The sequence below is a fragment of the Nostoc piscinale CENA21 genome (genome assembly GCF_001298445.1).
GTDB classification, from domain to species: Bacteria; Cyanobacteriota; Cyanobacteriia; order Cyanobacteriales; family Nostocaceae; genus Nostoc_B; species Nostoc_B piscinale_A.
Map to the genome: position 1 here is coordinate 4,352,521 of NZ_CP012036.1, position 21,841 is coordinate 4,374,361.

13 protein-coding genes are annotated in these 21,841 nt (G+C 39.8%); 5 read left to right on the top strand and 8 right to left on the bottom strand.

Annotated features, from left to right (window positions below; all coding sequences use genetic code 11):
• Positions 1–773 precede the first annotated feature (773 nt).
• Positions 774–1,328 (top strand): hypothetical protein, encoded by a 555-nt coding sequence (locus tag ACX27_RS18890; protein WP_062294957.1) that lies wholly within the window; start codon positions 774–776, stop codon positions 1,326–1,328.
• A 62-nt stretch (positions 1,329–1,390) separates the two neighbouring features.
• Here ACX27_RS18890 and ACX27_RS18895 read toward each other — a convergent pair whose 3' ends face one another.
• From ACX27_RS18895 to ACX27_RS18905, 3 genes are all read right to left on the bottom strand, one after another.
• Complete coding sequence (locus ACX27_RS18895; protein WP_062294958.1) at positions 1,391–2,539, bottom strand: histidinol-phosphate transaminase; 1,149 nt, start codon at positions 2,537–2,539, stop codon at positions 1,391–1,393.
• 78 nt (positions 2,540–2,617) lie between these two features.
• Complete coding sequence (locus ACX27_RS18900) at positions 2,618–3,250, bottom strand: YqiA/YcfP family alpha/beta fold hydrolase (RefSeq protein ID WP_062294959.1); 633 nt, start codon at positions 3,248–3,250, stop codon at positions 2,618–2,620.
• Between the two features lie 124 nt (positions 3,251–3,374).
• Complete coding sequence (locus ACX27_RS18905; protein WP_062294960.1) at positions 3,375–4,724, bottom strand: FecR domain-containing protein; 1,350 nt, start codon at positions 4,722–4,724, stop codon at positions 3,375–3,377.
• 268 nt (positions 4,725–4,992) lie between these two features.
• Between ACX27_RS18905 and ACX27_RS18910 the strand changes: the two genes are divergently transcribed.
• Positions 4,993–6,375: a hypothetical protein gene (locus ACX27_RS18910; protein ID WP_335337717.1), complete on the top strand. Its 1,383-nt coding sequence runs from the start codon at positions 4,993–4,995 to the stop codon at positions 6,373–6,375.
• Between the two features lie 75 nt (positions 6,376–6,450).
• On the opposite strand, the gene ACX27_RS18915 is transcribed toward ACX27_RS18910, so the two are convergent.
• Positions 6,451–7,266, bottom strand: coding sequence for a sulfurtransferase (locus tag ACX27_RS18915; RefSeq protein ID WP_062294962.1), 816 nt, complete (start codon positions 7,264–7,266; stop codon positions 6,451–6,453).
• A 133-nt stretch (positions 7,267–7,399) separates the two neighbouring features.
• On the opposite strand from ACX27_RS18915, the gene ACX27_RS18920 reads away from it, so the two are divergent.
• The 3 genes from ACX27_RS18920 to glmU all read left to right on the top strand — a co-directional run bounded on the left by ACX27_RS18920 (position 7,400) and on the right by glmU (position 12,011).
• A complete protein-coding gene (locus ACX27_RS18920; RefSeq protein ID WP_062294963.1) occupies positions 7,400–8,305 on the top strand; it encodes a tRNA (5-methylaminomethyl-2-thiouridine)(34)-methyltransferase MnmD in 906 nt (301 codons plus the stop codon).
• Positions 8,306–9,147: 842 nt separating this feature from the next.
• Entirely contained in the window at positions 9,148–10,332 is a 1,185-nt protein-coding gene (locus ACX27_RS18930) for a response regulator (protein WP_235526261.1), read from the top strand.
• 320 nt (positions 10,333–10,652) lie between these two features.
• Complete coding sequence (gene glmU / locus ACX27_RS18935; protein ID WP_062294965.1) at positions 10,653–12,011, top strand: bifunctional UDP-N-acetylglucosamine diphosphorylase/glucosamine-1-phosphate N-acetyltransferase GlmU; 1,359 nt, start codon at positions 10,653–10,655, stop codon at positions 12,009–12,011.
• Positions 12,012–12,085: 74 nt separating this feature from the next.
• Here glmU and ACX27_RS18940 read toward each other — a convergent pair whose 3' ends face one another.
• The 4 genes from ACX27_RS18940 to ACX27_RS18950 all read right to left on the bottom strand — a co-directional run bounded on the left by ACX27_RS18940 (position 12,086) and on the right by ACX27_RS18950 (position 21,841).
• Positions 12,086–13,042 (bottom strand): isoaspartyl peptidase/L-asparaginase, encoded by a 957-nt coding sequence (locus ACX27_RS18940; protein ID WP_062294966.1) that lies wholly within the window; start codon positions 13,040–13,042, stop codon positions 12,086–12,088.
• Positions 13,043–13,127: 85 nt separating this feature from the next.
• On the bottom strand, positions 13,128–13,286 hold the full coding sequence (locus ACX27_RS31035) for a DUF2256 domain-containing protein (RefSeq protein WP_083468775.1): 159 nt from the start codon (positions 13,284–13,286) through the stop codon (positions 13,128–13,130).
• 205 nt (positions 13,287–13,491) lie between these two features.
• Entirely contained in the window at positions 13,492–15,939 is a 2,448-nt protein-coding gene (locus ACX27_RS18945; RefSeq protein WP_235526262.1) for a PAS domain S-box protein, read from the bottom strand.
• Between the two features lie 91 nt (positions 15,940–16,030).
• Positions 16,031–21,841, bottom strand: coding sequence for a trifunctional serine/threonine-protein kinase/ATP-binding protein/sensor histidine kinase (locus tag ACX27_RS18950; RefSeq protein WP_062294967.1), 5,811 nt, complete (start codon positions 21,839–21,841; stop codon positions 16,031–16,033).

Here is a 21,841-nt window from a genome sequence, read left to right on the forward strand (position 1 = left end):
TTTCTCTAAAATATATTTCGTAGATATTAAAATTCATATTTGATTTTTGAAAAAACATTACAAAAAAAAATACTCTTGAATGCTCACAATTCTTTGCCTGTAAGGATAATTGTAAAAATCAAACCTGAATTAAGGTATAGGAATCATATTTGATTTATGAAAACAATCAGTACATCTAGTTAAGGTTTCTTTCCAGCTCCCCAACGCCACTTGCTACAACTTTAGCAACCTCCACAACGTAGTGGCTCCTTCCTATTCCCTGTCTACACTACTAGACTCGGAAATCAAACAAGATTTTTATAGTAATAATCTGTTTTATCTCCAGCCATTGTAGAAACGGTAAATAGAAAATCAAGCCTAGAATTACTTGCTATTTTGAGACACAATGCTTTATATTTTCAGATGCTCTCAAATAACGACTTAATACCTTATTTAATCAACGCCTATTCTAAATTTTTCAATATATAATATCTATTCTGTGGAAGCCATCGGTAAAATTACGCTAAATAAAATATTCCTCATAATAACTTTGTATTCATTTTATTCATCTTTATAAAAACTTTAATTTTTGGAGAGTTTAGTTGGAAGACAAATTCAGCTATATCTCATAAAATATGGTTACATAACTACTGAGTGAAATCTGATTCATCTCTGTTATTAAGTTGAACAAAAAGTTCTTGATAGTAAAATAACCAAAAAACTAATTTGATTTAACACCAAGTTACTGCTTGACGTGCATCAAACTACCAAATTATTCAAAAGTTATAGAAAACATGGATAGCGAACAGCCAACGCGCTATCAAACCGCTATGGTATCAACTTATTACCCCGAAACCAGTTTTCTGAACCATCTTCTTATGCCAGATGGAACTGAGCAATCTTGCGGCTCAGATATTTTAAACCTTCTGCATAGCGGAAAAGTTTTGATTGTTAATAGTCGCAAGCGGAATGGGTTAATACTTTTTAAACGCTACCATGCAGAATTCGCTGGCCCAGGAGCAGCGGTTGGTGGAGAATATGATAGTGATTGCCAGATGGTTCTGCCAATCGGCAATTTATCTTTATTAGATCCCGAATCATACGAGGAACGTCAGAAAGCTTACTTAATTCGGCGACAATGGATTCGCTTAATCAAGCAAATTACCGAAAATCCTGTGCCGCAACAGCGAGTCCAAAAGATTTTAGATCAGTTTGACCAATATTTTCCAGCAGAAATAGTGGCTGATTTACCAGATGCAGCCTTTGCGCTTTTAGTGGGTGTATTCCCTCAAACTGCGAGGATGGTACGTCGTTTTGGTAGTGAAGTTGATGGCAGATTCAATTACTAGCCATAGCAAAAAATAAGAGTCTGGATGACTTATGATTTGGAATTTTTTTTACTTGAGCATAGTTAAGATTCACAATTTGCAATGGCAGCTTGTAGTCTTTCCCAGGTACGGGAATTCTCTGCGGGAGTCCCAATTGTGATTCGTAAGCCCTCACTCAGTAGTCTGACAAGAGTTCCAGAGTTGCTGAGTTGTTGGTGTAAATTTTGTAGGGTAAAATTTTTGGCGGTAGAACTATTGGGTTTGAGACGTACATAAAGGAAGTTAGCTGCACTGTCTGATACTTGCAAGGCGGGATGTTGTGCCAAAATTGCTATCAGCCTGTCACGCTCATTGAGAGTTTGTGTAACTGAACTCAGTAAGAGTTGACGATTTTGTAAAGCTACTAATGCGGCGGCTAGTGAAAAGCTTGGCAGGTTATAAGGCAAGCGGACTTTTTCTAAAATGGCGATCGCTTCTGGATGAGCAATACAATAACCCACACGCAATGCAGCTAAACGGAAAGCTTTAGAAAAAGTTCGTAGTATTATCCAATTGGGACGCTGTGCCAATTCATCCACTAAAGTATTTTGGCTAAATTCAAAGTAAGCTTCATCAATTACTACTAAAATTTCCTCTGGTAAACTTCTGAGCCATACTAATTCTGCCGCAGTGAGTGGATTAGCGGTGGGAGAATTGGGATGTACAACAAAAACTACCCGAATAGGTGGATTTTGCGTTTGGGTAATGGCTGTCTGTGCTGCTGTTAGGTCAATTTCAAAGTTTGTTTCATTTCTGCCTACTGTCACCACTTTGATACCCAAGGTTTGAGCTAAAATGCCGTACATCGAAAAAGTGGGATTAGCAACTAAAATTGAACCTTCTCCTCCCAGACAGGTGGCAATTAATAAAGAGCGAATGAGTTCATCTGAACCATTACCCACAGAAATATTAGCCGCAGTCAACGGTGAGGAAGCAAGATTAGCTGATTCATTGATATATTCTGCGATCGCATCTTTGAGTAACTCATGGCCACCATCAGGATAGCGATTGGTTTCGATAACTTGCTGATATGTCCAGGCTAATTTTTCTTTGAGTTCCAGGGGCAAATCATAAGGACTTTCATTAGTATCCAGTCGATCAAACTGGGTGGCGACTGGTTCTGCTGTATTGCTGCTGGGGTGAGGTTTGTAAGCCGTAAATTGGGCTAAATCTGAACGGATAAAAGGAAGCATAATTTCAGTTGATAGTCATTAGTGATTTGTTCTTATGACTAAGAGAGTGCTTGTTGGCAGGTTTCATATTTTACCGTTTTACGGTAACTGACAGAAGAGGCGAATTGCTTGCCAAATTTTGTCTGTGACATTACCTAAAGCATGATCACTCTCAAGTTCGATTAACTTTACCCAAGGGCGTGAGTCTGCAAAGTTACGACTTGCTGTAATGGGAATCACCTCATCTTGTCTACCGTGCAGAATCAGCGTTGGGACTGGACGCTGCAAGATATCCTCTTGATATTGCTGGGCATCTGTTACGAAATCGTAACTTAGAGGCAGCGATCGCGCTTCCCCATAGTGGTAAACCATGAGATATTTGTCTTGTTGCCAACGCTTCATCGCTTCATCTCCTAGCTTCGGCAACCAATGAGATAAAAAGCCAAAAGCAGGTGCTAACAAAATTAAGCGTTGTACTTGCTCGTATTGTTTTGCCAAATGAGCAGATACCAAACCACCTAAACTAGAACCGATTAATGTAACTGGTGCAGAATTGTTTATAAATGCTGCTACTTGATTGATTTGGCGAGTAATTGTCAACTGAGAGAAATTACCAGCATTGAGATCAGGAATATTTAGCTGTATTGGAATTGTTTGAAAGCGATCGCTCATCGCCTGGGCTTTAGCAGATTTCGGGCTAGAAGCAAACCCATGAAGATAAATGTATTGCAAGACCGTAGTTATTGAAATTAAAAGGAACAGGGAAAAGTTCAGGCTTACGAAGAGGGTTTAACCCCTTCTAAAGCGATCATTTTAACCCTGAGCGAACTTGTATTATTTATACCCATTAAAAGGTTTAAGGTGGGGGGAAATCTCCTTCTAGTGGTCTCCCTCCAGAATGACCACCACCAGTATGATCACCACCTGGATTGCCACCGGGATTATCACCTGGATTGCCACCTGGATTGCCACCGGGATTATCACCTGGATTGCCACCTGGGTTGCCACCTGGATTGCCACCTGGGTTACCACCTGGATTGCCGCCTGGGTTACCACCGGGATTACTACCTGGGTCGCCACCCGGATTACCACCAGGATTACCGCCGTGATCACCACCCGGATTGCCGCCGTGATCACCACCTGGGTTGCCACCAGGATTGCCGCCGTGATCACCACCTGGGTCGCCGCCGTGATCACCACCTGGGTTGCCGCCTGGGTTACCACCGGGATTACCACCAGGATTGCCACCTGGGTTGCCACCGGGATTACCTCCTGGGTTGCCACTGGGATTACCGCCAGTGTTACCGTCAGGATTACCAATATTACTTGGCAGATTTATTTCATTGTTGCTGGTATTGCGAGTAGTGTCTGATATTACTTCTCCAGTATTGACAAAAGAATCTACTGAAGAATTATCTAAGTCCCTATTTTGGTCAGATGAGTTAGAAGAGTTATTACCAGATAACTCCATAAAAGATGGATTTTCAATGACTCCTTGACCGACTAGAGGCATTTGTGTTGCTAATGCTGCGATAATTTCAGATTGAACACTAGCGATCGCTGGGTCAGGGTTAGCTGTACTATTTTGCTTAGTTAAATCCAATCCTTCTACTAAATCACTGGTTTCATAAAAAGTTTTCAAATCAAAATCATATAAGCCCCGAAATTCACCTTTAACGATGACCATCAGTTGTCCTGCTTCCAACACCTGATTTTGAGAGGCTGCTTGATTAAATACTTCAATACCGCTATTTGTCAGCGCCCCAACAATTGTGGTGTCTGTTTGTTTGTCGTAGCGGACAAATAATGCTGAACCACGAATAGCCGCAGTCGCACTTGGTGTTTGTATACGTGTCTGTCCTTTTCCGGGTGGAATCAGTAACAGTACTGTCCCGTTGGATAGCCGAAAATTTCTGGTTCTGGGTAGGAATTGAAATATTGCTCTTTCTCCAACCCTTGCTAGAGAACCATCGTTAAAACGCAAATCAGCTAAAGATGCTCTACCTGTTGACAACCCATCGCCAGGAATTATCGGATCTAATTTGCGTGCTGGGCGCTTTTTGTTATTTTGAGGCAGCAATTGCACTAAATTTCGCAGATTTTGAATCTCGGCGCGAGTTAGAGGAGTAGACGCGATCGCCGATAAAGGCATCATGTTCACTCCCCACACACTCATTATCAACAAGGCAATAAATTTTAAAGACATCGCTTTAATGCTGGATAACTTATCTGAGACCACACCAACTGAAGATAGATTCTGAAATATTAGATTTACTTATCAGTTTGTGAATTTTATTACTAATTTTTTTTTGTATTCATTAAAAATTTTAGCGAAATTTTGTTATAAATCAAGGTAATAAAAATTATCAAAAAATATTAAAATCAGATAATTAATTTTTAAAAGGTAACAATCTTTGTTTTTTAATGATCAGACTAAATGGTGATATTCTGTTGTCTATAAAATATAAATGTTAATGCAATCCCAGGGCTGGACAAAACTGTTATTTGCGACTTTATTAGCTGTGATTAGTGGCAATAAGTGTTGTATGGGAGTAGATGTAGCATTGGCTGCTAACTTAAATGACTCTGGTGAGCAACACAAACCAGACACGAAATATGTCACAGATAGCCAGCAAGTTTATCAGTTTTACCAGAATATCCAATTTCCGGCAAGTAATTTTGATTTGCAGCGATCGCCACTACTTAATTTTAATTCAGCAGCCAACATACTCATATCTCAATCTAACCCTGAAGCAAACCCTGATACTGAATCCTTACCTCAAAGGCCAACTCCCCCTAGCAATCCTCCACCTTCCAATGAACCACCACAGCTAGAAGCACAGCCTAGAGAGTTTCCGCAGCCTTCACCCACGATTATCGAAGAACTGTTAGATAAACCCGTAGTCAATAGAACTGAGCAGTTAGAGAGACTCAGAAGAATTTTGCAACAAAGACAAAAACCCAAACCCCAAACAAATAATCGGCAAGAATTAGAACTAAGAGTTAGACAACGACCTTTACCCCAACAACAGCCAACAGCTGATGCTAATAGTCTTCGAGAACTTGAGTTAAGGGTAAGGCCAAGACCTTTACCACAAACAAAACCACCCTCACCTGTAGCTAAGTTTAAACCTATCGGCTCCTTACAGGCTAATGTGGGTTACTTTCATACAAATAACATTTTTTCTTCTGAGTTTTTCCCTAAAGAAGATGGCTTAATCTTTTATGGTCTTAGTCTTGCTTCTGCTTATTTTCCTTTAGGTGATAAAACTTATATTAATGGTTCAATCAACGGTAATTTAATTCGTTACATTGATCAATCAAGATTTAACTATAATCAAATCAGTTTTAATGTAGGAATTTATCAACAACTCTCGCCTCGGATGTATGCAGAGTTAGATTTTAACAACCAACAGTTCTTCTATGCTAAGAGCGTTGGCATGTTTCAAGCAGGCGATCGCTTTTTAGATGAAAATTCAGTCAGGGTATCTTTAGGCAGACGAGATCCACTGACTTCTAAATTAACTCTAGATAGCTTTTACGAATTTAGTACCAATTTTTCTGAACCTAATAATCGCAGTCGACTAATCAATAATTTCTGGTTATCTCTGAGTTATGCTTTACAAGAGCCTCTACAAGTGGGAATTAACTATCAATTAAGCCTTGTTGATTTTACACAAAGACAAAGAGATGACCATTATCACCGTCTGTTTGGCCATGTGATTTACCGAGTATCAAACTCCAGTAATTTAAATTTACAGAGTGGTTTTAGCTTTGGGGATTCTACCGATAGAAATATTAATTTTGATAACTGGTTCTTGAGTGTTTATTACAATTTGAGAATTGGTGAATTCTAATATAGGAATCCGAAACTGTTCTCTATTCCCAGTTCCCTGTTGCCTATCTCCACTAAATAACTTGTTCAGCAAACCCTAAATATAACTAATCCAATCACTCCAGCTACCTGCATACAATTTACCTTTGTGAATACCAGCTAATTCTAAAGAAAGCAAATTCACGCAAGCTGTGACACCAGAACCGCAGTAGACTAAAATTTCTTTGGCTGTGGCAATATTTTCCCATCTTTGACGCTGCTGTAATTGGGAAAGTAGATAACCAGAGGAGTCTGTAACTTCTTGCCAAGGATAGTTAACTGCGCCAGGAATATGTCCAGCAATTTTATCAATTGGTTCTCTTTCACCACGATAGCGATCGCCTTCTCTAGAATCGACCAAAATAACTTCTGGTAAGTCTTTGTGGCTTTTGACAACTTCTACATCTACTACCAGTTCCGTTTGAATTTGTGGAATAAAATTACCTGTCTGGGGTTCTGGAATAACATCTGTAATTGGGTATCCAGCTTTTTGCCATACAGTATAACCCCCATCCATAACTACTACTTGTTCATGTCCGAGATAACGCAGTAACCACCACAAACGAGATGCAAAAGCCAAGCGAGAGTCATCATAAGCTACCACCAAAGTTTCTGGGGAATTAATTCCAATTGCTGATAACTTCTTCGCTAAATTATGAGTATCAGGTAAAGGATGTCTACCACCATGTTTACCTACAGGGCTGGAAAGATCCTGATTTAAATCTAAATAATATGCTCCTGGAATATGACTGGTTTGATATTGTTTGCGTCCCAATTCTGGATCAGCTAGAGAAAAGCGACAATCAACAATGACAACTTGTGGATCATTGAGATGATTAACTAGCCAATCTTGAGAAACAAAAAATTTGAGTATTAACCATAAATATAAGAATTTATAAGAGTCAAAAAATCAAAATCACAATTTATTAATCTTACTAGATTGTGATGCAATTATAACTAGTCAAATTGTTTAAACTGTTGACTATCAACTTAAGTAGAAAAATATCATGTCAGAATTTGAAAATTTTATCCCGCAGGCAACAGCAGATGGTTCTTTTACATTTTTTTCACCAGAGTTTAACGAATCATTTCACAGTCATTTTGGTGCGAAACAAGAAAGTTATTTTAAGTTTGTTGAACCAACTCAACTGGCTCAAGCCGCGCAAAAACCAGTTGTGCGGTTATTAGATGTTTGTTATGGTCTAGGATACAACACTGCGGCAGCTTTACAGACAATCTGGACAGTAAATCCTAGTTGTTATGTGGAATTAATTGGTTTAGAATTAAATCCGGCTGTACCGCAAGCGGCGATCGCCAATCATTTATTTGACCAGTGGGTTTACGAATATACACCAATTTTGACCCAACTAGCTTTTGAGGGGCAAGCGAACACAGAACGCCTGCAAGCAAAGTTAATCATTGGTGATGCGAGAATATCAATTCAAGCAGTTAATCAAGCAGGGTTTCATGCAGATGCTATTTTTTTAGATCCCTTTTCACCGCCCCAGTGTCCTCAATTATGGACTGTAGAATTTATTCAACAAGTTTCAGTGTGTTTACAAAAAAATGGCTGGCTGGCGACTTATTCTTGTGCGGCATCTGTACGTACAGCCATGAAATTAGCTGGTTTAAACATAGGTTCTACGCCACCAGTCGGCAGGCGATCGCCTGGTACAGTTGCCGCATATCCTCAAAATGGTGAGTGTTTCCACAATTTACTGCCGCCTCTTTCCCAGGAAGAACAAGAACATTTGTTAACTCGTGCCGCAATTCCTTACCGCGATCCCCAATTAAATGATCCACCAGAAGCCATTATTGTGCGACGACAACAAGAGCAACAAGTTTGTTCATTAGAACCTACTTCCCATTGGCGCAAACGTTGGTTAATGAAAAATCAAACAACCCACTCTTAGGAATTAAGCACTGACAGCGATAATACAATATGCTTGGGAACTTTCTGGTCTTAAGATTTGATGATTGACCATGAGTCAGTGATTGCACTTGTTTCAACACCATTATCCAACGGTCTACAACAGTAGATTCTCGTTATGCACAAAATAGTTATTTTGTACAGTGCATAAGTCCTAATATATTCATAATTCAAATCATACCCATTGGGAGAAGCAACAACTAAAAATATATATATACACGTTTTACTGCCAGCTAGTTTTTGATAAAAACTGAAATTCTTTAAACACTGAGTTGGCAATTTGTGGATATTAAAATCAACAGTTTTTCATAGGAAATGCTCTTAAAATTGTTCTATTTTTCGATGTATGGGTTGGGTCAATTAACCTCAGCTAAAATATTTATTGAGTATGATGATTATCAAAAGATTATCGCAAGAAATACATCTTTTCTTGAAATTTATATAAAAACTCAAAATAAAAACACAATTTTTCAGACAAATTACAACAGCAAAACATTTTCCTGTAACTGTACTGAATTCTTAAAAAATCTCCGTAAAAAACCTGATTTAACATCTGCGTGAATTTATGATACTAGAATGAGTACTTAGGATGTTTACAGCAAATTTCCCTTAGTAAAATTATATTTTTATAAAGAAAATATCCTTGGCATGATAAAAACAAGCAGCCTCAGAATAGGTGAGCAAGCTTGTCAAAATCCAAAGAAGAGCAAGTTACCAGAGCTAAATTTGATTTTTGCAGACAGAAACTGTTAGTTTAAGAAGAATGGGGTGCTTTCGTGATTTACTGGAGTGCTAATTCCACCAACTCTAATCAACAAAGTCATCGTGGAACAAATACCAAAAAAAAAATTACATACGGAAAATGCAAATCCTGAGCTAGAATGGCGAGATTTAGGGGACTATCCACTAAACTTATCCCAGCAAGAAGTAATGATTGAACAGGGACAAACCGAGTCTTCTTGGAGTAAATCTGAGATTAATTCTGGCTACAATTCATTATTATCTAGAAATCTACAAGCCAAAGGCTCCAAAGTGAATTGCTTCTTTGATACTGAAGCACCAAAAATTTTAGTAGTTGACGACCATGCGGCAAGTCGAATGACAGCTGCGGCTTTGCTGGCAATGGAAGGTTATGAAGTAATTGAAGCAGACAGTGGTGCGGCTGCTGTAATGTTAGTAACACAAAAACAACCAGATTTAGTGTTGCTGGATGTGATGATGCCAGGGATGGATGGGTTTGAGGTATGTCAATTACTCAAACAAGACGAACATACAAGGCTGATTCCAGTAATATTTATTACAGCATTAAATGATCGGCGATCGCGCATTCGTGGTATTGAAGTGGGCGCTGATGATTTCCTCACCAAACCTTTTGACCGGGTGGAATTAGCAGCCCGTGTGAAGTCGCTAGTCCGGCAAAAGCGGTTAAACGAAGACCTAGACCACGCTGAACAAGTCTTGTTCTCCATTGCCAGAGCTATTGAAAGTCGAGACCCCAATACCGGAGATCACTGTGAACGCCTAGTCAAGCTAGGACAAGCTTTTGGTGAATACTTAAATCTTTCTCGTTCTCAACTGCGGGATTTGATGTGGGGTGGTTATCTTCACGATATAGGTAAAGTTGGCATTCCCGATGCAGTGCTACTCAAGAATGAGCAACTCACCTTAGAAGATTGGGAAATGATGCAGCAGCATGTTTTAATTGGCGAAAGAATTTGTCAACCCCTACGCAGTATGCAGGGGGTAATTCCAATTATTCGCCATCATCATGAGCGTTGGAATGGTTCGGGTTATCCTGACGGACTCAAAGGTAATGAAATTCCTTTCCTCGCCCAAGTATTTCAATTGATTGATATTTATGATGCTTTAACTAGCGAAAGACCTTACAAAAGAGCCTTTACTCCAGAGGAAGCTTTATCGGTGATGCGAGAAGAAACTGAAGCGGGTTGGCGTAACCCCGAACTCATGGAGCGGTTTACTGATTTTATTCACACTTACAGGCAAAGGTGATGTTTTAGCTCTAAATTATCAGTGGAAGTAGAAAGTAGCCACCATGAACTGCTTACACCAGAACATATAAAAGAGGGGTTGAGGACTAGTATTTTTACTCAGCACTCAGCGATTGCGTGCTGAGAGAAGTTGCGTGCGCGGGTTCCCCGTGTTGAGCAAAGTTCGGGGGATTTCCCCTGTTGAGCAAACTTCGGTGACTCAGCACTTTCAAGCTAGAACTAAAGGCTACCTTCATCGAAGGCTTGTGCAACTTGCTTTATGCCTCCTGCTATACTACCCTTTGGGAACGTCAAGGGCGGACACGCTTCATACTTTTGATTATGGTAGTTGTAGCAATTCTAGCGGCGGGACGCGGCACAAGGATGAAATCAAGCTTACCCAAAGTTTTACATTCTTTGGGTGGGCGATCGCTAGTAGAAAAAGTTTTAGAAAGTGTAGAACCACTTTCACCTACAAGGCGAATCGTGATTGTAGGCTATCAAGCCTCGGAAGTAAAAGCTGCTATCCAATCACGTTTTAGCTTGGAGTTTGTAGAACAGACAGTACAACTGGGGACTGGTCACGCCATCCAGCAATTACTTCCCCATCTTGAGGGCTACACGGGAGATTTATTAGTCCTGAATGGTGATGTTCCACTGCTACGTACCGAAACCCTGAAACAGCTATTGCTTACGCACCAACAAAATCAAAACGCTGCTACTATTCTGACTGCACATTTATCCAACCCTAAAGGTTATGGGCGAGTTTTTTGTAATGGGGAAAACATCGTTCAACAAATGGTTGAAGATAAAGATTGTACCCCTGCTCAAAGAGAAAATCGCCGAGTTAATGCCGGGGTTTACTGCTTTCGTTGGCCGGAATTAGCTAAAGTTTTACCGCATTTAGAAGCTAACAATGCCCAAAAAGAATACTATCTCACCGATGCTGTCACCCAAGTTGGGAAAGTGATGGCTGTGGATGTCGCAGATGAGCAAGAAATTTTGGGGATTAATGATCGCCTACAATTAGCTACAGCCTACGAAATTTTACAAAGGCGGATCAAAGAAAAATGGATGACCGCAGGTGTAACGCTCATCGACCCCAACAGCATCACCATTGACGACACTGTAGAATTACAACCAGATGTGATTATTGAGCCGCAAACTCATCTCCGGGGAAACACCACAATTAAAACTGGTAGCCGCATCGGGCCGGGAAGTTTGATTGAAAATAGCCAAATCAGCGAAAATGTCACTGTCCAATATTCTGTAGTCACAGATAGTATTGTGCAAGCCGGAACTCGAATTGGCCCTTACGCTCATTTACGTGGTAATACACAAGTGGGAGAAAATTGCCGTGTCGGTAACTTTGTTGAGTTAAAAAATACACAACTAGGCGAAAAAACCAATGTGGCGCATCTGTCTTATTTGGGTGATGCTACAGCTGGTACTCAAGTCAACATTGGTGCAGGCACAATTACCGCTAATTATGATGGTGTCAAAAAACACAGAACCAAGATTGGCGATCGCACCAAAACAGGTTCTAATAGCGTCTTAGTTGCACCAGTGACTTTGGGTGATGATGTCTATGTAGCCGCAGGTTCTACAGTCACCGAAGATGTTCCTAACGATAGTTTAGTGATTGCTCGTAGCCGTCAGGTAGTCAAACAAGGGTGGCGAAGGAAGAGTGCTGAGTGCTGAGTATGAAAAGTTGTGAGCTATCAGGACTGTATCAACTTATCTAACTACAACTCAAACTAACTCAGCACTCAGCACTAAGATATACAGCCGATTTGTGTACCAACAGCCATTTCTAAAGTGTCGCCAATTTTTTCACCGTCGTGATAGGCGGCGAGTAAAACTTGGCTAGTTTTACCCCAGGCGATCGCGCCACTAGCATCTAAAGCGATCGCCCCTAAATCTCTTTGATGTTCATGGGCTTCAGCAAAAGAGCGTTGCATGGCATCTTTGAGCGTCATCCCATCAGTTACCCGCACTACAATTCTGGGTGCTAAACATTCATCGATAATATCTTCACCAATACCAGTACAGCTAACAGCCGCATGACCAGTTGCATAATTCCCCGCCGGCATAGCTGAATCACTGACTCGACCAATGCGTTCAAAGCCTTTACCCCCGGTGGATGTCCCGACTGCGAGTCCACCATGAGCATCTAAAGCAACTACGCCAATTGTGCCACGTCCGGCATTGCTGGTTTCTAATAACTCTGGCTCTGCTATTACCCCAGCCATTGTTCTTTTAAAATTATCTTGACGTTCTTGAATCCATTCTTGTAACCGTAATTCAGTTAAAGCATTGTAGCTGGGGACTTGTAACTCGCGGGCTAATTCCGCCGAACCGTAATCTGACAATACGCGGTCAGGGGAATTTTGTAGAAAATAGGCTAATTCAATGGGGTTTTTCACCCGCGAGACATTAATCACACCGCTAAAACGTCCTGACATGCCATCCATTAAGGAAGCACTCATCCGAATTTGACCATCAGATTGCAGTACTGAACCAGTACCAGCGTTAAACCGAGGGTCATCTTCTAATAATTGGCAACCCCGCAGTACTGCTGCGGCAGCGTTGGCCCCTGATAATAACAAAGCATAAACATCTTCAATGACTGCATGGAGCGATCGACGTACAGTCTCTAATCCTCCTTTGCCGTGGAGAGAACTACCAGCCCCTCCATGAATAATTAATTTTGGTTGCACCTTTACCTGCATTTATAAATTTATTGCGCTATTTGCGTCTGAGTTAAAGTTGATTTTACACTTCACACTTGCTTGTTCATACTTCATATTTCAGCTCTTACTCGGTTTTGGCCTCAGAACGGCGACGGCGACAACGTTCTGAGCAATATTTCACTTCATCCCAGCAATCTTGCCACTTCTTTCGCCAAGTGAAGGGACGTTGACATACAGGGCAGATTTTTGTAGGTAGGTCAGATTTAGAACGATAGCGCCCCATATAAATACTGTAAAAATATCAAGTTGAATTCTGAGAGAGACGAAAAATAATTATAACCAGTTTGCTAAAAAGGCGGGAGGCTGGAGATGATGTAGCATATTTGCTATGTGAATAAAAGAGACAAGGAAGACAAGGGAGACAGATGTTGATAAATCATTTAGGATTTGCGATATCGCATTTATTGAGTTGATTTCTATACAATCAATTAAGCAATTATTTGCTGGCTAATGGGAATGGTGATGACAAACTCTGTTCCTTGTCCTGGTTGGGAGTAACATTCCAACTTGCCGGCGTGTTTTTCTGTAATGATTTGATAACTGATGGACATTCCCATCCCAGTTCCTTTACCAACGGGCTTGGTGGTAAAGAAGGGATTGAAAATTTGTTTTTTGATTTGTTCAGACATACCCATTCCATTGTCAGCGATCGCAATTGTTACCCAGTCAGCATCAATTACCCCAGTCCGAATTGTAATTTTCGGTTGTTCATCTTTCCTCGCTCCCATTTCTAAAGCATCAATGGCGTTTGTCAGAATATTCATCAACACCTGATTGAGTTGTCCGACGTAGCATTCTACTAAAGGTAAAGAAGCATAATCTCTAATGACTTGAATTTCGGGAAATTCAGGCTTTTCTTTGAGACGATGTTGCAAAATCATCAAAGTACTATCTATGCCTTCGTGAATATCAACATCTTTAAATTCGGCTTCATCCATCCGTGAGAAGTTACGTAGAGATAACACAATCTGACGGATGCGTTGAGTCCCAATTTTCATGGAATGCAAGATTTTTGGTAGGTCTTGCTGTATGTAATCTAAGTCAATTTCCTCCGAAAAAGCTTGAAATTCCGGTAGGTTCATTGCTTGGCATAAGTTAATCACCTCCAATAAATCTTGGGTATGTTCTTCCAAATGGGTAAGATTACCATGAATAAAATTTACAGGGTTGTTGATTTCATGGGCTACTCCCGCAACTAATTGTCCCAAACTAGACATTTTCTCAGCTTGAACCATTTGTGCTTGGGTGCGTTGCAGTTCTTGTAGAGTTTGGGCTAAGTCTTCGGCTTGTTGTTTCAGCTGCACTTCGATTTTTTGGCGATCGCTCAGATCACGCACAATAGTCGAAAAATATTCAACCTGGCCATTGTCAGATTTGTGAGCTATTACTACCTGAGACACAGGGATTTCACGTCCAGTTTGATCGATAACCGCAGTTTCACCCGTCCAAGCTCCTGAACGCATGGCTTCCGGTAAGGCTTGGTTAAGAATAATTTCTGTTGCCCACTCTGGATGAACGTTGGGAATCGAATGGTTACTCATATCTGTTTGATTACATAAGCCTAATAACTGTCGCCAAGATTTGTTGAGATATAGAGTATTACCCATAAAATCGGCAGTGCCGATCAAATCAGGCGTAGCTTCTAAGATAGTTATTAGTCTTTCTTGCTCTTCTTCTGCTTTTTTACGCTCACTAATATCACGCACTACTGAAAGAGCATGAGGTTTGCCATTGTAGTTCAAAAGTCTGCCTGTAACTTCGATATCAAAATAACTACCATCTTTGCGGATGTCTACCGCTTGAGTGTGATATTCGACTCCCATCTTAATGGCATTGATAAACTCTCCAAATTTCTCAAAAGAACTGGGATGAACAAAGTCTGTAGGATTTAAGTAGAAAAATTCTGCTTGAGTATAGCCGTGCATCTTACAAAAAGATGGATTAGCAGCGACAATCTTACCAGTATCTAAATCAACCACACTAATGCCATCACTAACAGCCTCAAAAATACTGCGATATTGGGCTTCTTTTTGACTTAAAGCTGCTTCGGTTGCTTTGCGATCGCTAATGTCGCTGAGAACCCCATGAAAACCAATAAGTTGACCTTCAGAATTGAACATCGGAGAAGTTATCGACCTCATCCAGCGCCAGCTACCATCTTTGCATTGATGACGAAACTCTAGTTGGGTACGCTGACCATTAGTTGCGATCATTTCTTCTACACTTTTCTGAGCTAACAGTAAATCATCAGGATGCAGTAGTGGCGCAAAAGGTTGACCCAGTAGTTCTGAGGGTTCCCATCCTAAAATATTTTTGTACTGGGGTGAGGCATAAATAAAAGTACCTTCCAATGACATGGAAAATATGAGATCGCTGATATTTTCTACCAAGTTGCGATATTTGGTTTCATTTTCTAATAAGGCAGCTTCGGTTGCTTTGCGATCGCTAATATCTCTCGCTACACACACAACAGTGTTCTCAGTCATTGGTGCAATGTTCGCCTCAAACCAAACTTCTTGCTCACCAATGGGCAAGCTGTATTCTAGTTTCACCATTTTTCCTGTTTTTAGTGCTTTATGAATACAGCTAAGAAAAGAGTCTGCAAAAGTACAAGGTAAAACTTCGTGCATAGTTTTGCCTACTAGTTCCGCAGGTGGTTGGTAAAGTAAAGGCGCACAACTAGGAGCAATTTTCAAATAACGTCCTTCGCTATCCAAAATAATAATTACATCTTGGATAGCGTTAAATAATGCTAGTAATTCGGCTTGAGAAGCCTTGAGGTCTATTTCTGCTTGTTGATGGTTTTGTAAAAGTTGTTGAGTATCTTGCAGTTCCTTTTCTAATTGAGCAATTCTGGTTTGCGATTCACTGGTCAATTTTGCTAATTTTTTTTTGTAATTCAGCATTTTTGTTGACGCAGCAAGGTAATTTCTTGTTGCATGGATAAATTGTTCATATTTTTTTAATTTATTGGCTAATTGGAATTAAAATGACAAATTCTGTACCTTGTCCTGGGGAGGAATTACATTCTATGGAACCGCCATGCTTTTCGACAATAATCTGACGGGCGATCGCCAGTCCTAAACCTGTTCCCTTGCCTACACCTTTCGTAGTAAATAAATTGTCAAATATTTTTTGCTTGACTTCTGCATTCATCCCAATGCCGTTATCAGCAATTTTGATTTCGACATATTGATTTTTTAGAGATGTTTGAATTGTAATTTGCTGTTTAACTACTGGATTTTTGTCAATTTTTACTTCTTCTAAAGCATCAATAGCATTAGCCAAAATATTCATAAATACCTGATTCAATTGCCCAGGAAAGCATTCAATTGCAGGTATATTGCCATAATCTGTGATGACTTCTATAGCCGGACGTTTTTCGTTAGCTTTGAGGCGATGTCGCAGAATTAAAATTGTGCTGTCAATACCTTCATGAATATTAAAACCGACTTTATAATCTTGGTCAGCACGAGAGAAAGTGCGAAGACTAGTGCTGATATTTTTCAGGCGATCGCAAGCTAAAATCATCGCATCAATTACCTTGGGCAAGTCTTCTAAGCTGTAATCCAAATCAATTTCTTCAGCATGTTCTTGGATTTGTTCACTGGGATGCGGTAAACTTGCTTGATAAAGTCGCAAATGTTCAAAAATCTCCGCAATTGTTGGTTGAGTTTGTTTTAAACTCGCGGCAATAAAGCCCAAAGGATTATTCATTTCATGGGCAACCCCGGCAACTAAATTACCCAAGGCTGACATTTTTTCGCTTTGCACCATTTGTAATTGAGCTTGTTGTAAATTATGCAATGCTGCTTCTAGTTCTTCAGATTTTTGCTTGACAGCAGCTTCGGCTTGTTGGCGTTCACGAAGTGCAGCTTGCTGTTCGCTAATATTTCTACTAAAGGCAAAATTGTAGGCTTTACCATTAAATTCTACATAGTTAACAGTAACTTCCACAGGAAAAATCTGGCCATTCTTATGCCGATGATAAGATTCAAATACACAAAAACCTTTCTGAGATAATGATTGCCAATGTTCTGCCCATAATTCTTGCGGAAAACCTGCATCAAAATCAAAAATGTTTTTCCCAATAATTTCTTCTCGCTGATAGCCCAAATCTAGACAAGCTGCATCATTTACATAAAAAATACTGGCATCTTCTTCAACCCACCATATCCCAATAGATGCCCGATCAATTGAGAATTGTTTAAGTAAAGAATCTTGGAGTGCTTGCTGTGATTTTTGGAAAAGTTGGGCATTTTCTAGAGATATTGCTGCTTGGGAAGCCAGGAGTTTAATAACTTGTACACGTTCTTGAGTAAATACCCCAGCAGTTAATTTATTTTCTAAATAAAGCAACCCGACTAAATGCCTTTGATTCAATATCGGCGTACACAGTAAACTCTGGGGTTGATGTTGCAGCATATATTCATCAATCACCTCTGGTATATCTGTTTGGCAATTTTCAATTACCAGTTTTTCTTGGGTATTCTTAACATAATAGATAATTCTTCTGGGAATATCTGGGTAAGTTTCGAGTAATTCTGATTCCAGAATAGTGTGTAATTTTCCATTCTCAATCACAGCAATGGCTTGTACTTGCCAAATATGATTTTGAGGAAGTAATAATATAGCTTTTTCCGCACCGGAATTTTCTAGAATAATTTGTAGTAAATTAGTAATTAGTTCATTTAATTCTAAAGAACTAGAAATTGCTTGTGCCGCTTTGATGACAGAAGCCAGATCCAGAATTTCGGAATAACTAGTGCTATTACTGCTAGAAGTACGAGTCGATAAAGTAACGTTATCGGAAGCAATAGTGTCTAAGAAGTTGGAGTCATTTTTTGGTTGTTGCAAAATTAAATGCAACAGTTGGGGATAGTGTTTTTCTAAGTCGATGACTTTGGCTTTCGCACCCCAGCGAGCATAACAATAGTAAGCTTCTTGCATATAACCTGCGGCAATTTTCTCTTTACCCCAGTTGAGGTAAAATTTAGCTGCGAGTTCATTAGCTAAAGCTTCTTCTTGGATGTAACCGTTAATTTTGGCTCCTGAAATAGCGCGATCATAAAAATCTCCAGCTTCATAGAATTTGCCTAATACTCGATGCTTTTCAGCTTCGATTAAATCAACTTTATGCTGATGATTCATGGGTGCATAATGCGCCCAATGTTGGAGTTTGGTTTGATTTTCGGCTACACGTTCTAAAGCTGCTGATGTTTTATCTAGTTGTGCTAACGCCAGGAGAGAATCATAAAAATAGAAAACTGGTTCAGTGGCTAATCCTGCGCCAGCCATGAAATAGCGTTTGACTTCCATTGCATAATTTGTAGCTGATTCTATGTCTGCAAACCAGAAACAAAGCATGAGTTTATATATAGAGAAAATATATAATCCGTAACCATCATTCCCAGACCGCAGGCGGGAAATAAATTCACCTTCTTTTAAGGCTTCTCCAGATAAAATTGTCGGGTTCTCCGTGAAACCCAGTAAATTTAAAATTGCTTGCCAATAAATGCGGCAATAATTGGCGGTGGTTAATTGGTTAAGCTGCATCAACCCAGTGCAGTAAGCGCGAGTTTCTTGTTCTAAAGTCATTAAGGGCTGACCGCAGCAAAAAGCGTAAAAGCAAAAATTATGGGCGTTGTGTCCAGCAAATTCTAATTCACCGACTTCTAGCGCCATGCTATAGCCTTCTTGCAACAGTGGTAGACTTTCTTGGATGTGAGATTTGCGTTGGCGAATGTACAGTCCTAGGAGGAGATATACTTGCGGTTTAGCAGCTTTCGCATCTAATTTGGTGGTGAGTTGGAGTGCTAATTGTCCAAACTCTGTGGCTGTATCAACATCTTGCAAAAAATTACACAGCAGCACACTATAAGAGCAATAAATATAACTTGTAGCGGGTGTGTTGCCATACTGAATGGATATTTTAACAGATAAAGAAATCAGTAACGGAAACAAGGGAGAACCAGAAAGATAAGCTACCGGCATGATGCTACCAGCAATTTGTACAATTGCCAGTTTTGTGGCATCTGTCATCAATGGGAGATGAACTAAATCTGCAATTTTTCTGTTGCCAATTAGTTGATTAATTGCTTGGATTTCTTGTTGAATATCGACTGGTGTGGGTGTGTCTTTTAAGGTTACGCCCAGTTGTTGCAAAATTGTTTGAGCGATCGCAATGGCTGCGCTAAATTTATTCTGGGAAACAAGAGACTGAATTTTAATCCGGTAAACCTGTATCTTTTCTGGTAAGGATTTTGCTTGCTGAATCACTTGATTCACGAACTGTTCCATCGCTTCAAAATCACCGCACAGCATGGCCAATTCCGCCGCTAATTCATGGAAGGCAAGGGTGATTTCATATTGCTGTTGCCAAGCTTGGGCAGTTAATAATGATAATCCCACCGTGGCGTACTCACGCGCGGCTTGGTAGGCGGTGGCGACTTTAGCCTTGCGACAGGCAATCAAGTTGAGTCGGGCGAGTTCCTCTCGTTCGCTGGCTTGAATAATGAAATCAGCGCCGTGATTTAATTGATTTACTAATTCAAAAATCCGCTCTTCTCTGGCGGCGGGAGAAATTTTTTGTAAAAGCAGTTTGCCGATGCGGTAATGAGTTTTTTGTTTTTGTTCTAGAGGAATTAAAGAATAAGCCGCTTGTTGGATGCGATCGTGTAAAAATCGATATTGAACTGATATTTGATGATTTTCATCGTTGATGATTAATTCATCATGAATATCTCTTTGATAAAACTTATAAATATTAGTAGTCGGTAAAATTAAACCTTCCTGTAAAGCTTTCCATAAATCCGCCGCTACTTCAATTTCTGATGTTTCTGCCACAATGGCTAAAGTTGTCAAATCAAATTGATTTCCAATATAAGCGGCTAACTGTAATACATATTGAGTTGCCAAAGGTAATCTTTGCAACTGAAATGTCATGAATGTAACTACATCATTTGTCACTGCCTGTTGACTGATTTTTGTGATGTCGCATTCCCAACAGCCCAAATCAAAGTTAAATTGAATCAGTTTATCTTGATGCAGAGCTTTGAGAAACTGTGTTGTAAAAAAGGGATTGCCGTGGGTTTTTTGCGCTATCAGTTGTGACAGGGGACTGGCTAAATTTTCAGAACATTTCAGGGTATCAGCCACTAGTTGATTAACTTGTCCTTGGCTGAGTGGTAATAAGTGTAATTTATAAATTTTTGTGTGTTTTTTTTCAATTTCACCTAAAGTTAACATCAATGGATGTATAGGACTGACTTCATGATCCCGATAAGCTCCAATTAATAATAAATATTTGCTTTCGGTGATTAATAGCTGCATTAATTTTAATGATGCGGCCTCTGCCCATTGTAAATCATCAAGGAATAATACTAAGGGATGTTCGTTACTGGTAAAGACTTTAGTGAATTTTTGCCAGATTAAATAAAATCTATTTTCGGCTGCTGTTCCTGATAGTTCTGGTACTGGTGGTTGCTTACCAATAATGATTTCTAATTCCGGAATGACATCAATAATTACCTGTCCATTTTCGCCAATAACCGCTAAGATTTTACTTTGCCATTGCTGAATTTGGGTATCACTTTCCGTCAACAATTGTCCGATTAAATCCCGGAATGCTTGGACAAAAGCACTAAAAGGAATATTGCGATTAAACTGGTCAAATTTGCCTTTAATAAAATAACCATGTTGTTTAACAATGGGTTTATGAACTTCATTGACAACGGCTGTTTTCCCAATTCCCGAAAAGCCGGAAACCAACATGATTTCAGTTGCACCTGTGCTAACTCTTGCAAATGCTTCTAAGAGAGTATTTACTTCAGCTTCTCTGCCATAGATTTGATCAGGGATGAGGAAGCGATCGCACACATCCCTTTGCCCAATGACAAAATTATCTATCTCACCCGTTTTTCTTAATTGCTGTAAGCAATTTTCTAAATCATATTTCAATCCCAAGGCACTTTGATATCTGTTTTCGGCATTCTTCGCCATTAATTTGCTGACGATTTCTGAGAGTACAGGCGGAATTTTCGGGTTAATTTGGTTAGCTTGTAGGGGTTGTTTGGCAATGTGACAATGTACCCAGTCCATCGCATCATTTGATTGAAATGGTAATTTTCCTGTGAGTAATTCGTAAAAAGTCACACCCAAGGAATAGAAATCAGTGCGGTAATCAATACCCCGATTCATTCTTCCGGTTTGTTCTGGAGAAATGTAAGCAAGTGTCCCTTCCAAAACATTAGGGTTAACGAGAGTTTGGGTTTCCCGTGGGAGTAATGATGCAATACTAAAGTCGATTAATTTAACTTGTTTGGTTTTGGGATTAATTAAGATGTTGCTGGGCTTAATATCTTTATGAATGATGCGCTCACGGTACAATATTTCCAACGTGTTGCATAAGGCGATCGCTATCTCTAAAAATTCCTGTAAAGATTGGGAATTTTCTCCCATTCCTGACTCCCATCTCTTGATTCCCCATTCTTTCAGGGAAATACCCCCAAAGTCTTCCATTAACAACACATAGCCATTTTGGTAAGGTTCTAGACTATAGGTTTGGATAATTAATGGCGAATTGAAATTTTTGGTGATGGTGTATTGGTTGCGAAATTGTACCAGTTCCTCAAAACTAGGATAAGGATTTTTCAGCAGTTTGATAACTACTTTTAATGAATCAGCTTCTCGATATCCTCGATACACCAAGGTTCTGGAACCGTTGTAGAGTTCTTCTGTAACCTGATATCCAGGTATGCTGACTATAGTGTTAACCAT